This window comes from Petroclostridium sp. X23, from assembly GCF_030013905.1.
Classification (GTDB): Bacteria; Bacillota; Clostridia; order SK-Y3; family SK-Y3; genus X23.
The window spans coordinates 2,008,450-2,022,679 of sequence record NZ_CP124862.1; the positions used below are offsets into that span (position 1 = coordinate 2,008,450).

Annotated in this window: 8 protein-coding genes and 1 pseudogene; all 9 read right to left on the reverse strand. The window is 41.9% G+C overall.

The window, feature by feature from the left end:
- Positions 1–97: 97 nt before the first annotated feature.
- Complete coding sequence (locus tag QKW49_RS09690; protein WP_282867346.1) at positions 98–2,443, reverse strand: anaerobic ribonucleoside triphosphate reductase; 2,346 nt, start codon at positions 2,441–2,443, stop codon at positions 98–100.
- A 50-nt stretch (positions 2,444–2,493) separates the two neighbouring features.
- Positions 2,494–2,730, reverse strand: coding sequence for a hypothetical protein (locus tag QKW49_RS09695; RefSeq protein WP_282867347.1), 237 nt, complete (start codon positions 2,728–2,730; stop codon positions 2,494–2,496).
- Positions 2,731–2,771: 41 nt separating this feature from the next.
- A pseudogene (locus QKW49_RS09700) lies at positions 2,772–3,236 on the reverse strand (GTP-binding protein); the annotation flags it as partial.
- A 44-nt stretch (positions 3,237–3,280) separates the two neighbouring features.
- Positions 3,281–3,568, reverse strand: a complete 288-nt coding sequence (locus QKW49_RS09705) for a hypothetical protein (protein WP_282867348.1) — start codon at positions 3,566–3,568, stop codon at positions 3,281–3,283.
- A 25-nt stretch (positions 3,569–3,593) separates the two neighbouring features.
- On the reverse strand, positions 3,594–4,232 hold the full coding sequence (locus tag QKW49_RS09710; RefSeq protein ID WP_282867349.1) for a class I SAM-dependent methyltransferase: 639 nt from the start codon (positions 4,230–4,232) through the stop codon (positions 3,594–3,596).
- Between the two features lie 49 nt (positions 4,233–4,281).
- On the reverse strand, positions 4,282–4,479 hold the full coding sequence (locus QKW49_RS09715) for a helix-turn-helix domain-containing protein (protein ID WP_282867350.1): 198 nt from the start codon (positions 4,477–4,479) through the stop codon (positions 4,282–4,284).
- Positions 4,480–4,500: 21 nt separating this feature from the next.
- On the reverse strand, positions 4,501–4,758 hold the full coding sequence (locus QKW49_RS09720) for a hypothetical protein (protein ID WP_282867351.1): 258 nt from the start codon (positions 4,756–4,758) through the stop codon (positions 4,501–4,503).
- Between the two features lie 367 nt (positions 4,759–5,125).
- Positions 5,126–13,741, reverse strand: a complete 8,616-nt coding sequence (locus tag QKW49_RS09725; RefSeq protein ID WP_282867352.1) for an S-layer homology domain-containing protein — start codon at positions 13,739–13,741, stop codon at positions 5,126–5,128.
- A gap of 59 nt (positions 13,742–13,800) precedes the next feature.
- Positions 13,801–14,055 carry a DUF2442 domain-containing protein gene (locus QKW49_RS09730; protein WP_282867353.1) on the reverse strand — a complete coding sequence of 85 codons (255 nt, stop codon included), beginning with the start codon at positions 14,053–14,055 and terminating at the stop codon, positions 13,801–13,803.
- Between the last annotated feature and the right edge of the window lie 175 nt (positions 14,056–14,230).

Genomic DNA, 14,230 nt, shown 5'->3' on the forward strand with positions numbered 1-14,230 from the left:
TTTTCATTCCTTTCAAAGTGCAGCAATATAAATATAAATATAAATGATAATCAACTTAAATTTAATTACATAAAAGGTATTTATTTTTCTTAGTAATCTATAGGAAAATAAACTCCCTGCGCAAACTATGCGTTACCCTATCCTTAATTTCTATCTTTTGGGCATCATTCCATCGGGATATATCTCCGCTGAGATCTCCAGTGGTTCTTCGTATCCTTTCAAACTTTATCCCCTGTTCGCCATCCATTCTTCCGCATTTTGGACACTGCTCTCCAACAACACCGGTATAGCCGCAAACAGGGTCTCTGTCTACAGGATGGTTAATGGAACCATAGCCTATGCCCGCATCATACATCGCCCTTACTACTGTTTCAAAAGCACTCAGATTCTTAGAAAAATCTCCATCCATTTCTACATAGGCGATGTGACCACCATTGGTCAGTGTATGGTAAGGCGCTTCTTTTTGTATCTTATCAAACACCGATATATTGAAAGACACAGGAATATGAAATGAATCCGTATAATACGCTTTGTCGGTTACGCCCGGAATAATCCCGAATCTCTCTCTATCCATTGTTACAAATCTTTGTGATAGACTTTCTGTAGGTACGGCATATAGTGAAAAGTTAAGGCTACACCTGGTACTGGCTTCATCCATTCTTTTTCGCATATGTTTTACAATTTTCAGCCCTAATTCTTGCGCATCCTTTGACTCACCGTGATGCTTGCCCATTAAAGAAGTAAGCGTTTCCGCCAACCCTATAAACCCAAGAGCAAGTGTACCGTGTCTAATCACTTCCCTTACTTCGTCTTCCCATTCCAACTTCTCTGAATCTATCCATACTCCTTGTCCCATCAAAAATGGAAAATTCTTCACTTTTTTTCTTGACTGTATTTCCATACGCTCTAATAACTGGTCTATGACGAGGTCTATCTTTTCATCCAGCACTGCAAAAAAGTTATTAACATTCCCTTTACTCATAAGGGCGATTCGAGGCAGGTTGATAGAAGTAAAAGTCAAATTTCCCCTGCCGCTAGTAATTTCTTTAGTAGGTTCATAGATATTCTCAATCACTCTTGTTCGACAGCCTATATAGGCTACTTCGGATTCTATTCCCTTTTTACTATATGGCCCATTAAATATAGCATCCATAAAACTAAAATTAGGCAGCAATCTCTTAGCGCTCACTTTGCATGCCAATTTAAACAGATCATAGTTTGGGTCACCCTGATGATAAGAAACTCCTGCCTTCACTTTAAATATGGAAATTGGAAATATGGGGGTCTCACCATTTCCTAACCCTTTTTCAATGGCTAATAACAGATTTTTGCTTACCATTCTTCCTTCAGGAGAGGTATCTGTGCCAAAGTTAATAGAAGAAACAGTGATTTGTGTCCCGGCCTTTGAACGCATACTGTTCAAAATATTTATAAAGGCTTCCATAGCCTCAAACGTTTCTCTATCCACTTCCTCTGGTGTCCATTTTCGTGCAAACATTTGTGCTGCTTGAATGACATTCTTATCTTTTATATATGGAAGAAAGTTTTCCATTTCCGATTTATAATATTCCCAATCAGGCTCTATAGAAGGTTTTAAACCGGACTGCGCTACTGTTTGGTCTATCACTTGTTCTACAATCTGCATACAGTTATCTTTTGTAAATAAATTATTTGTATAAAAAAATTTAGCCATATTGGTTTTATATAGTTTTATATAAGTTTTAGCCACTCCCGGTGCAATACCAAAATCAAAAAAAGGAATGCTTTGCCCTCCATGCTGGTCATTTTGGTTTGCCTGAATAGCTATCGCTGCCAGCGTGGCATAACTGGCTACATCATTAGGTTCCCGCAGATGTCCATGGCCTGTGCTAAAACCGTTTTTAAATAGTTTCTGGACATCAATCTGGCAGCAGTTCATGGTCAATGTTAAAAAATCCATATCGTGTATATGAATGTCTCCTGCCTTATGGGCTTTGGTATGCTCCGGCTTTAATATAAACATTTCATTGAATGTTTTTGCACCTTCCGACCCATATCGAAGCATAGTTCCCATGGCCGTATCTCCGTCTACATTGGTATTTTCTATTTTAATGTGATCATCGTTTACTTCCTCATATGTGATCCCTTTATATAATTGCATCAGACGGGAATTTTTTTCTCTAATGCGAGTTCTTTCGGCACGGTATAGTATATATTCCTTCGCTGTTGCCGCATGCCCGTTTTCAATCAGTACCTTTTCTACTGCATCCTGAATCTGCTCCACTTCAGGTATCTCAACCTTTAGTTTATTTTCTATATATTCAACAACCTTGTCTGTGAGCTGTTTTGCTATCTCTACCTTATTTCCGCCTACCTTTTTAGCCGCCCGGAAGATGGCATTGGTGATCTTATCGGGATGAAAATCCACGATTCTTCCGTCACGTTTTTTTATCTTTTCAATCATCGAATCTCGTCCCCCTCTCTATCATTTTCTATGCATTCTTTATCAAACTTTTAAATTTGAAAATCAGATACATATATGATGTATTCTTTTTTTGAGAAATTTTCAATATATGAGATAGTGTAACTATCTTCTTTTATTTCACTAATAAGTATTGATTCTACACCCTGTTTTTTCAGTTCATCCCGAACGTTTTTAAATTTTAAAATAGACTCATTATCAAAGGGTAAATTGTTAAGAATGATATAGTTGTATTTTACCCATTGTATCAAATTATCTCTCACTGACATTTGTGTGCTCCTTTCGTTTAATCCAACCTAAATATCAACTATTCAAAAGGGTTTTTGCAGTACCGGTCCAGTTTATTGACAAAAGTAAAAATGGGGATGCCTCTCATCCGGCATACATGAAAGAGTTTTTTAGTCTGCTCCTCTACCCCTTTCGCCCCATCAATCAACATTACTGCACTATCGGCAGCCACCAATGTTCTATAGGTGTCCTCACTGAAATCCTGATATCCCGGTGTATCCAAAATATTTATCCGGCAATCATTATAATCAAACTGCATAATACTGGAAGTGACCGAAATCCCTCTCTGCTTCTCAATCTCCATCCAATCGAAAGCAGCGTACTTCTTGGTTTTTCTGCCTTTTACTGTTCCGGCCAGCCGTATTGCTCCACCATACAGCAGTAGTTTTTCTGTCAAAGTTGTTTTTCCTGCATCGGGGTGAGAAATAATCGCAAAAGTCTTTCTTCTTTCACTTCATTTGCTAACTCATTTATCTTCGACATTTATACTCAACCTTTTTCCATTAATATATGTTTCTAAATTATCATCAACTATTTTTCATTCTCAATGAAATCCGGGGTATTTTTGAAACTGGCTTGTTCCAATTCTTCTATATCAAACTGAATGATTTTATCTTCATCATCTTGTGTATACTTTAATGTGTAGTAATTCAATATAGTGGACTGCAATTTTACTTGGGTTACCCCTGCTTTTCCCAAATATCTTTCCACCTTTTTGATATTTTTTTTGAGAGTTTCTTGGCATTCTCTACTTTCTTGCATTTGTCTTATATATTCCGCCCATAATAACAAGGACTGTTTTACGCTTTCATCTTGCATATACCATTTCTACCTCCTTGTCTATTTAAAGCTTGCTGCATACAGCAACCATCAAATAATACTTCTTGTCTTCTATGGGTATTTCTATTGTTTCATCCCGCTGATGATACATTTTAACGCTATCAAATATTTCTAACAGTTCAATGAACTCTTCTTCTTTATATTGGTGGATATGAAATGGATTGGAACATTGAATTCCTCGCCCTCTTCCGAAGGGAGTAGAAATGATTAGCTTTCCATTTAGCTTTAAAAGCCTATATAAATTATCAATAAAGATGATGTCTTCTTCCAAGTGTTCTACTGTTTCAAAACTAATAATAGTATCAAACTGACCTAATTCGTCTACCAAATCAGGAGACAACGCATTCATTTTATAATAAGCCGCTTTATCATGGGCATAATTTTCTCTAGCATATTGGATAGTATCTTCATCAATATCTACGCCTACAATATGTTTTATCAACTCTCTATTCTTTCCGTTTAATAAAATATGACTTCCGTATCCCACGCCGCATGCAATGTCTAGCACTTTACCCTTTGCAAATCCGGAAGCAAATTTATATCTTTGAATGTGCTCTTTCAAAAGCCCATTTTTAGGATTCATTAATTTGGGAATTACTCGCTCATCTGTTAGTACCATTTTTATTTCCTTTCTGTTATTCATTCTCTCGTCTAAATAGCAGAACAGAAACAAAACAATTCAAATGCCAGTGTTATAATCTTTCACCATTTTTCAATCTTTCGATAAACGCATTCAAATCACTTTTTTTTACACGCCAGTGACGACCAATCTTAAACGCCGGTATCTTACCTTCTTGAACCAGTTTATATGTGGTCATTTCACTCAACTGTAAATATTCTGCCACCTGACTTACCGTTAAAATTTCCTTATCCATAAAAGAATTATCCATTTTATCTTTCCTCCTGTTTAATCAAATTGGACTTTTCATAGCAAAGTTTTGCTCTCTTTCAACAGCGGCTTTTATAATACAAGCAATATTATGCAATTTATATATCACTTGGTCACAGTCCAGTGAATCCACTGTACCAGCCTCACACAATATATTTTGTGTTCTTAGGAGGTCTAATACAATCATCTTAATTTTCGAATCCACATGTTGAATATTTACATTATTCAACTTTTCTTTCTCTATAAGGATCTTTTCAACAATATTATACTCTTTATCCATAATACATACTCCTTGCTTTATACGATCTATTAACTGCTATAATTGTAACCTATCACTATTAGTATAGTCAAGTTTATTATAACCATTTATATTTTAGTATAAATATATATAATCATATATATTGAAAGGTTCACCTTTTCCTTTTTCTCTCCCTTCTTTTAGCCACTTTTCATATTTCGCTTTTGTAAAACCTCTTTTTCTTTTAGCCAAAAAAAATCATCTTACTTGGAGATAACTATCTCCAAGTAAGATGATTTTAGTCGAACTTTTTTTGCAAAGTGCCTGTTTATAGCTTTCCAGGCAGAACACGGTAAAATCCAAGGATTTCTCTGTATGAAACAGAATCTGTGTCATCCCTATGTTTGCTTTACTCCGTCAGCAGATTATACAATACCTGGGCCATCTGCGCCCTGTCTACAACTACCTCCGGGTCAAGCCGTCCGTCGCTCCCTCTAATGATTCCGACTTCGACAAACAAGGCTACAGCATCCTTTGCCCATGACGCTGTTTGATCCGCATCTTCGAAATCTTTAAGTGTTTGCCCTCCGCTGCCTTCCGGAAGCTGACCGATTGTCTTTAGGGCACTATACAATAGGGTAAACATCTCCTGCCGGGTGATTACGTTCTCCGGTTCAAACATGTTGTTTCCCGTACCGTTGGATATTCCCAAACGCTTGGCTGCTGCCAGGTATCCGGTATAGTAGGTATTGCCCGCATCGGTGAAGTTATCGGCAGGATTTCGCTCGGGAGCTATGCCGTAAGCCCTCATCATCATGGTTAAGAACTGCCCGCGGGTCAATTTATCCCCTGGACTGTAATTACTGCTTTCCGTACCCGATGTTATGCTCCTTGCAGCTATAAAGCTTACCGCTTCCGCATACCATGCCGATTCCGGCACATCATGAAAGGTTATTTTGTTATAGCCTACCGCATATTGCGAAAAATGGTTTGTCTTAAAGGTAACCATCCCTGTTTGGGGATTATATGTGCTGTTGGTGACAATCTCCAGCTCTCCGTTATCATTGATATAGTAGATAACAATGGCATTGACATCCTCGTTTTGTCCTGGAGTGTATGGTACCGATACTGTCACATTGCCGTCAAACTGTGATATCTTTCTTCCTCCAATGGCCACGCTGAAGTCGAACACCGGACGCCCGGCCACAATCCGCTTTACATCATCCGTAAGAGCCGGCATATCCACCTTTGAGGCCGTTATCTTTACATCCTGCGAAGCCTGCGCAGCTATCCCGCTGAGTGCTTTGCGGTCAAAGGTAATACTTGCAACCGGTGACGAGATATTCAAACCGTTTATCCCGCTTTCCGATATTTCTTTTAGTGCTGCGGCGGGGATGCCGATTTCAACCGATTTGGCATCTGAAGGTGCTTCTACCTTTATTTCAATACCTGCATTCCCGGTTTGGCCTTGCTCTGCCGATTGCTTCAGCGCTTTGCCCACAGCCTCGCTGATCTGTGCGGCAGTTACTGCCGCTGCAGCTTTGCCTGAGCTATCCGTTACCGCTGCAGCCGTTGTTGCTATTGTTACGGCTTCGCCTGCCGCAGGCGTTTCTGCCGGCTCAGCAGCGGAAGAAGTGTTGTTTCCGCTGTTTTCATAATTTCCTTCGTTATTGGATTCCCGGACTACATTGACTACAAAACTCCGGGTCTTAATCGCCGCCTCAGGCAGTGTTTCCAGGTTGTCAACATTCCTCATGCCGTTTTGTGATAAGACGATCTCGCTGATCTGCGGAAGAGCATAAGCTGTGATTGTAGCCGTACCTTTCTTTCTGCCGGTCAGCAGGCTGCCGCTGACGTTCGCAATCTCTTCATCGCTTGAAATGTAGACAATCCGTGGCTTTTGCAGGTTCTCATCCACATAGGTGAGGTATGGCTCGATTTCCATACTGCTCCCCCTTTTCAAGGATACGCCGTCCGACACGGTTGCACCTTCATTTCTGATCTCAAAGCTGCTGATATTGTTTATGGCATCCATATCCTGCTTGTCGGCAAAGCGTCCGCAATCAATTACCGTACCTGTCCCGCTTGGCGAATGTACTGTCAATTTCAGAATCTCGGCTGCGGAGCCGTCTTCTCCCACTATTTTCTCAAACATGTCGGAACTTATGTCGGCATAAAACTCAAAATTCTTCTTTTCATCCACGTCCAAACCTGCAAGCTCAAAGGACCCGATCTCATTGCCCGATACCTCTGCCAGTATCTCCGCATCATCAGCGGCAATATTTCCGTTATTTACCGCAGTCCCTGTTACTTTCAACCTATTTCTGCCTATGAATTCCCCGTATGCCTCCGGAACATCTACCGCGCTTTTTGCGGTAATGTCCTGCTCGGCTCTGCATAATTCTTCATCTCCGTCCATCACCACTGCCTGAAGCCTGGTGTCGGAAGGGTCGTCCGGCGCCTGCCAAATCAGTGATATCTCTCTTTCTTCACCGCCTCTTAAGGGAAGCGCTTCTTCAATTACCTTCATGGACTCGCCGCCGGATACCTGGCAAACCTCAACTACAGCATCCTTCAACGCGCTAAGTCCCAGATTCCGTACACTGATTTCAACAGGTACGGTTCCATACGGCTTTGGCATCGGAACAGGCTTCATTTCAACCTCCGCTTTCTTTATATCCACATCAAAATCAGCAGTCATAAGGCTGCGTTTGTTGACGTTTTCCATCGCCTTCAACTGTCCTGCCACATCCACTACCTCGGAGAATCCTTTTACAAAAACAGCTCTAAGGTTTCCATCGGGCAGCATTTCAAAATCCAAGTCATTATAGTTGGCGCCCTTGCCCTCCGTAAGCTTTACTGGGTCCGACCACTGAACCGGCTTTTTCCTTATAATAATCGGGTCACCTGCTTTTACCTTTCCGGATTCACCGTTCATATCCTTCACTTGTGTATAATCAATTGTATTCCCATCTTCATCCACAGCAGGATAGGTCATGGGCGTAACGCCGTCTTCCTCGTAAATCTGCGTTGCTGTCTCTTCACCGATGGTCTGACGCGCTGCATAGATGTGATGCTCCCTGTAACGATTTTCCGGGTGGGCGGCTTCATCCGAATTTGGTTCAACCCCATCTCTATAAGTCACGTCACCTTCACCCCACATGACATATACATTCTGGTCGTCCGCCTTGACCATAAACTCGTCAATGGGCATGTCATTTTCTATTATTTCATTGCCGAGTGCATCGGTTCTGGAATCATACCGGTGATGGACAACCGTTTCGGGCTCACTGTACACCCCTGCCAGCTTATTCAATACAAACACCTTTTTGCCGTCAATTTCATATTCCAGCAGGCCTTCCTGTATAAGCATCCCAATATCCATGGATATAATATCGCCGTTAGATATATAGTATAAAAAGACATCATCCCCCACCTTTACAAACTCCAGATCATACAGTGCAGCAGCGTCGTCGGTGCAGCGAATTGCAGGATAGAAAACCTTATCCTTAAAGCTGTACAGGTGAATAAACAACTCTCTGTCCTCTGTTGTTTGGGGATTTTCATCCATGTCCAGGATATAGGGAAGGACTGCATAATCCTTATATCCGATTGCTTTGCTGTCAACAATAAGAGGATCATTGCCAGGCAACTGCCCTATTCCTACCTCATCCGCATATGGCGTCCTTGACCAGCAGCCTGCCCAGGGGTCGTCCCCCGTTATAAGGATATCGCTTTCATCGGCATACACATAATCGGCAACACTAAGAAATCCCTGTCCATAGTAGCCGTTCCCCGTATCGCCGCTCTCATCCCAAGTATTGCTGTCAAAATCGTAAAAGCGGTAGGCAAAGGCGGAATAATACGGATTTATAACATCCCCGACCACTGCATCCTGGTTGTCGTTACTTCCTGTTGCCCTGTACTCGGTTTTCTTATATACAATCATCAAGTCTTCCTGACCCGCTTCATCCTTTCGATATGCTATACAAGGCTCGGAATCCGAGTATCTGTCCTGTGCTGTCTCATGGGTTACTTCCTGTACTTCACCAAAGGCTTTAGCATCCTTATCAAAAAACCTTGCTTTAATATTACGGTTGTTCAGCACCTCCATAACCATGTCCTCATCGTCAATAGCCGTAACCGCACTTGACCAGGCTACCAGTACCCTATCGCCCATATCACTGATCCATGGAAGACCATCCGGTGTGTCATCGTTATCAACCCTTTGGGGCATACTCCATGAAGAACCACTATAGATGGAATAAAACAGATGGGTACTGTTTCTGTCGTCATGAGTTACATCATCATCCAAGAAAACCAGCAATTGCTGATTTTCTCCTATTGTCGCAAGGAGAGTATAGGGATACGGATAAATACCGTTTTGGAGTATTTGCTCATTGGACGGCGTCAGACCATAGCCCGATGAACTCATGAGCATTTCTTTTTTATTGCCCTGCCATCCTCCACGGCTGTCCAGATATTCCCTGGATCTGACCTGGTATTTCTCCGCACTGTCATACAGGTAGCTTATATCGCCAAGCAAGCTGTCTGTATTTAAGCTGGTTAAGCCATCGCCGAAAAGCTTGTATTTCTCTTCAACAATAGGCCACTCATAACTAAAGTACATGATCTCAAGTGTGGTTGTGCACGTTACTGTAACATCTCCCCTACCTGATCCTCCGGTAGTAAATACCAGGTCAAAATACGCATCACCATCAACCGTTGCTGAACCACCTTCGACACTTGCCGAGGCGGATATCCCTAGGTGCGGTTTGACAATAAGCTTTCCGTAAGTGGTAAAATCACGATCCAGACTATCTGTTCCGGCGTTTGAAAAGTCTATTTTACCTTCTCCGTCAAAATAGAAATTCTTTTTGTATTTTTGGATATTGATAATCCCCGTAATGGTTCCATCCAGCGTCATATCCACAGCCAGCGTAACCCCTATGGGTGTCATCCTCTCGACCCTTCTGTGATAGCCTCCGGAAATGGTTGCAGACATAATCATTTCATCAAAGTATGCATTCCCAAACTCATCAGAGTCCGGATCTTCATCCACAATCATACGAAGATAGAGGGCTGTAGAAATCCCAAACTTTATATCCGATGTGACACTTGCACTTTTCTTTTTCTTATCATCTTTTTTAATGGATTTTTCATTGGTGCCTGCCATGTCACTTTCGCTGGCATCTTCCTTGGCGGCATCCTTGAGTTTTTCAGCTGCAGAATTTCCGGAATCATCTTCACCTTCTTCAACATCACTACCGTCGGAAAGGCTTTTTTCCCAGCTATCCTCAAATCCGAAGGCAACAATCCATTCGGTCTTAGTCTTCTTTATGTAATTATCTGCCTTTCCGGCAAGCCCCAAGTCAAACGCCGCATCAATTCTGCCCACCATATCGACGGCAGGCTTTAACGGAGACTTGAAGGAAGATAAAAGTGAAAATGTATCTAAATACTTTTTAAAATAAAATCCGACATCATGCTCTAAATATTGGATATCGTTCTGATCAACAATCTGCAGGGTCATGCTGTCTCCGGCCACAACGCCAAAAGCTGCCGGATTGAAATCAAATGTATATCTCCCCTGCTTTGGTATAACCTCAATGCCGGTTCCTCTTGCTACTCCTTCCTTTGAATAGATGCGGATTATTGCCTTTTGTGCCTCGATTCCCTGCTTGTTTGATTTTACTTCAAAGCTGAATTTGAAATTTGCATCTCTGTTGTCTATGAGTTCAAGATCAACCTCCTTATTCTTAGCGTCACTTACAGTGAAGTTATACGGAATAAAGGTGTCATACTCCTCGACTGTAATATTGGTGTCAACATTTGAATTTACCTGCCCTGTGTATTTGAGTCCCATATAGTTGATAATCAGGCTATATTTTTTACCGGTTTCAAAATCACTGTCTGTTATTTCAAACTCACCATTTTCATCGGTAGCAACAATGTGTCCATTTACATTTACCTCAACGCCGGCAAGAACTTTACCACCGGTAGTTGAACCCTTTACACTGCTCTTGCCTAAAACAGTTCCGCCTTTTAAGGCAACCTTGCCCGATATGGTTGCAGCCTTCCCCCCGGTCGGCTTTGGTTCGAAGCTGTAGTAGACAAGAGGTCTGTCATAGTTAGCAACATAGGTGTAAAAATCTCCGACAACAGCGTCTCTATTAAATTCATACTCATTTAAATTATTAGACTCCTGTCTACTTATTTTCCCATTCTCGTCCAAATCACCCGAAAAATCCTTCCATGTCATTCTATATCCTTCAGCAGGCGCACCATTAAATGTATATATCCTGTTCCGTTCTATAGGAGAAACAATAATGGGGTTCTCACTATCCCCTGACATCGCCTTCCCTTCTTCGGGGATATATGCGATACTCCCCTTGTCCCGTTCTCCGCTCTGCGGATCCATCATTACTTTTAACGATGAGTCACCATACTGCACCGTTAACTTGGAATAAGTTTTCTGCGGCTTGAAATCCAATTCGCCGGGCAAAGCCGGATTAATATTTATATCATCTATGGGAGTAAACTTCCATAGATTTTCTTTCTGCATTATAACCTTGTGTTCAAGTCCACCGCTCTCTTTTTCAAGTGTGCGTTCCATATTATATGTAGGAATAGCATCTTTTTGATAAACACTCCTTTGGAACTTTTTTTTACTAAATATTCCAGGAACATATATAACCTCCAAAAAGCTAATGTTGTTTGTGTGCCCATTGGCATACCCTGTAACTGCATTCGTGGCCTTTGCATATGCATTGAACTTCACAGTGTCAAGCATCCCGACTTTTATTACCTGCCCGTTGGAAAAACCATTATCCGCCATGCCACCCTTACCGGGGTCAAAGTTTATTTCTACAAATGCATTCCTCGGTCTGAATACAGGCAGTAATGCGATTTTATTTCCCTCCATCAAAACTTCATCCAGGGGAATGCATTTTCCGGTGTAGTCCTCAAGTTTTCCGTTATGTAAAGAAGCGACATCTAACCGGTCTCCTTTGATATAATAATATGATATATTATCCGGAGCGTCCGGATGGAACGGGTTGGACGGCTTGTAACTCCGCCCGCCTTTTTGCTCGATTTTATAGCCCCAAAGGTAGACCTTTGATGTATCCAAGCCGGCATTAGTGAATTTGGGCACTAGTGAAATGGTTTCATCTATGCCGTATGTATTTTCAGATGCCTCGAAGGCATCCTCAAAAGCAAGCGAGCCTACGTGCACAGTATCGGCATCTTTACTCATTGTTGCCGACGTCCATACTTTGGGCGTGATGTTTGCATCTAAATCTTCTGGAAGGTTATCTATTATAAAAGTGTGTGACTTGTAATATAGCTTTACTTCACCGATATTAAGCTCAGCCAACCACGGGACAAGCCAATAGTCCAGTTTGAATTGTATTTTGTTTTGCGTTCTATCTATATCCGTTAGTTCAGCATGTTCCCATCGTGAAGCAAAAGGGGTCTGTTCAGACCGCTTAGTGAGGAAGAGCCATTCCCGATCCCCGACAAACATGCGTGAAACGGAGAAAGGCGGAATTTTTGACTTATAAGTATGCTTAACATTGGCATTCCATTGGAACCTAATAAATTCAACCCGGGATAAATCTTCGGTAAAAGATATCCCATTATCAGATTTACCATCAGAAATTATCCTTGCCCAACCGTTTATGTTATCATAGTCGCCTTCTGTTATATCATCTGCGGTAAGCGTTTTGACACGGTAGGTTTTGCCTTGATATTCCTCTGTGGTCCTTCCCGTGCTGCTCAAAAGCTGCGGCGTATCGGACAGCATCTGCACATTTTTATCCTCCGACTGCATCAGGTATCTCGGACTTGCTTCTACTGTCACAACTGTTTGGGCTCTTCCACCGGAAGAAAGATTGGGACTTTCAGGGTCAAGCTTGACCAAGAACTGCAGTTCATCCCTATTTTTACCTTCCATAAGCGGAATCCTGACCTTTTGAGACTCCTGTCCCGGTACAAATCGAAGCTGGGTGGAAACCGGCTTGTAGTCTTCGTCCGGCTGTGCCGTAAGAGCAGCCGTACCCACATGGATCATCCCATACCTGTACAAGCCGGCCGTGCGCCTTACAGTGACTTCGGCATAGCCCGCACTCCTCTTCACCGATATCTGGTCCTCCGCCATTTCAAATTCGACTTTTTCTTTTTCCTCATCATCCTGGATATTGATAAAGCCGTTGACGGCTTCTCCAAGTGCTCCTCCTTCTGAGTTCAAGAGCGCAAACACAACCTGCTCCTCATCTTCGGAAACTGCGTCATCTATGGCATTAAACCTGATTGTTTTCATATATTCGCCATCATCAAAGTTAAATGTATATGTAACACCCGGTACCTCTTCGTACATCTTATTCTGCATCTCTGAGGTACTGTCTTTTGAGGCCTGCTCCATTTCACGCCAGGTCCTGCGCTCAGAAGTCGTCCCCGTAAAGACATCTCTTGCCGCACGGAGCCCGCCTTCTTCCGCCGCCTGTAATGCCGGAAGCTCCGTAAATTCAGCTGCGCCGTTCTCAGAGTACACTTCATCCGCCACCGAAATACTTTGCTCTGCACCGGTCGTGCCGGAATAGACCGCACCGCTCACTGAATTTTCAGCACCTTCGAAGCTCTCTATCAAAGATTTTGCACTTTCATTTTCAGATAAGGTTCGTGTAAAGAGTCCATTCGGAACACTGATAGTATAATCCTGTCCGTATTTGGCCGTAACATCGATTGTCTTGAAGGTAACACTGGCTTTTCCCGCCGTACCTCCCTTCCTTACAATTGCAAACTCCACCGAGGGTATGTCTTCCGACGTATTTATCCTCGTTGCCAGGAACTCAAAGAGACCGTTCGGATACTTGGTTTCGTCAGCTCCGTTTCTTAATTCCTCTTTAAGCAGCTGCTCCTTCTGCTGCTCTTCTCCAATCTCCTCTGCCAGTACTTGAATAGGCATTGAACTAAAAAACATTAAAAACACAAGAAGCATTGATATAAATCTGATTTTATTCATTTTGACCCTCCTTCTTTCTATTTGAGTTTCAAACCACTTAAACTTATCTGTAATGTTCCTTAATCTCTCAGAGAGAATAAAATTGTGTCAATACTGAGTCTTAACGGAAGATACTCCGGGATTCCATCCACAGCATCCCAATAAACGGACTTTTCGTCAAATTTGACCATCCGAAAGCTTGGCAGATCCTTCAATCTGAAATAGGGGATGGTTCTAACCAGTTTCTGCATATTAAAGGTGATATTGCTTCCATCCTCAAAATCTATCAGAAGTTTATAATCATCACTTGCATAGACACTTACCATCTTACTCATACTTCCGCCAACTTTCTAAATAAATTGTTATTGTATTCATAATTATTTTAAAGAAATTTACGAGTTTTGCGTATCCCCCATACGGGGGATTTTTTTCGTCAAAAATTGAGCCGTTTCCCAAAAAGTCGTCATAAAAAATTGGCGTATTGGAATTCTTCTGATATAATTAAATAGA

Coding starts and splice junctions, on each gene's coding strand:
- QKW49_RS09690 (WP_282867346.1), bottom strand. CDS start 2,443: ATGATTGAAAAGATAAAAAAACGTGACGGAAGAATCGTGGATTTTCAT.
- QKW49_RS09695 (WP_282867347.1), bottom strand. CDS start 2,730: ATGTCAGTGAGAGATAATTTGATACAATGGGTAAAATACAACTATATC.
- QKW49_RS09705 (WP_282867348.1), bottom strand. CDS start 3,568: ATGCAAGATGAAAGCGTAAAACAGTCCTTGTTATTATGGGCGGAATAT.
- QKW49_RS09710 (WP_282867349.1), bottom strand. CDS start 4,232: ATGAATAACAGAAAGGAAATAAAAATGGTACTAACAGATGAGCGAGTA.
- QKW49_RS09715 (WP_282867350.1), bottom strand. CDS start 4,479: ATGGATAATTCTTTTATGGATAAGGAAATTTTAACGGTAAGTCAGGTG.
- QKW49_RS09720 (WP_282867351.1), bottom strand. CDS start 4,758: ATGGATAAAGAGTATAATATTGTTGAAAAGATCCTTATAGAGAAAGAA.
- QKW49_RS09725 (WP_282867352.1), bottom strand. CDS start 13,741: ATGAATAAAATCAGATTTATATCAATGCTTCTTGTGTTTTTAATGTTT.
- QKW49_RS09730 (WP_282867353.1), bottom strand. CDS start 14,055: ATGAGTAAGATGGTAAGTGTCTATGCAAGTGATGATTATAAACTTCTG.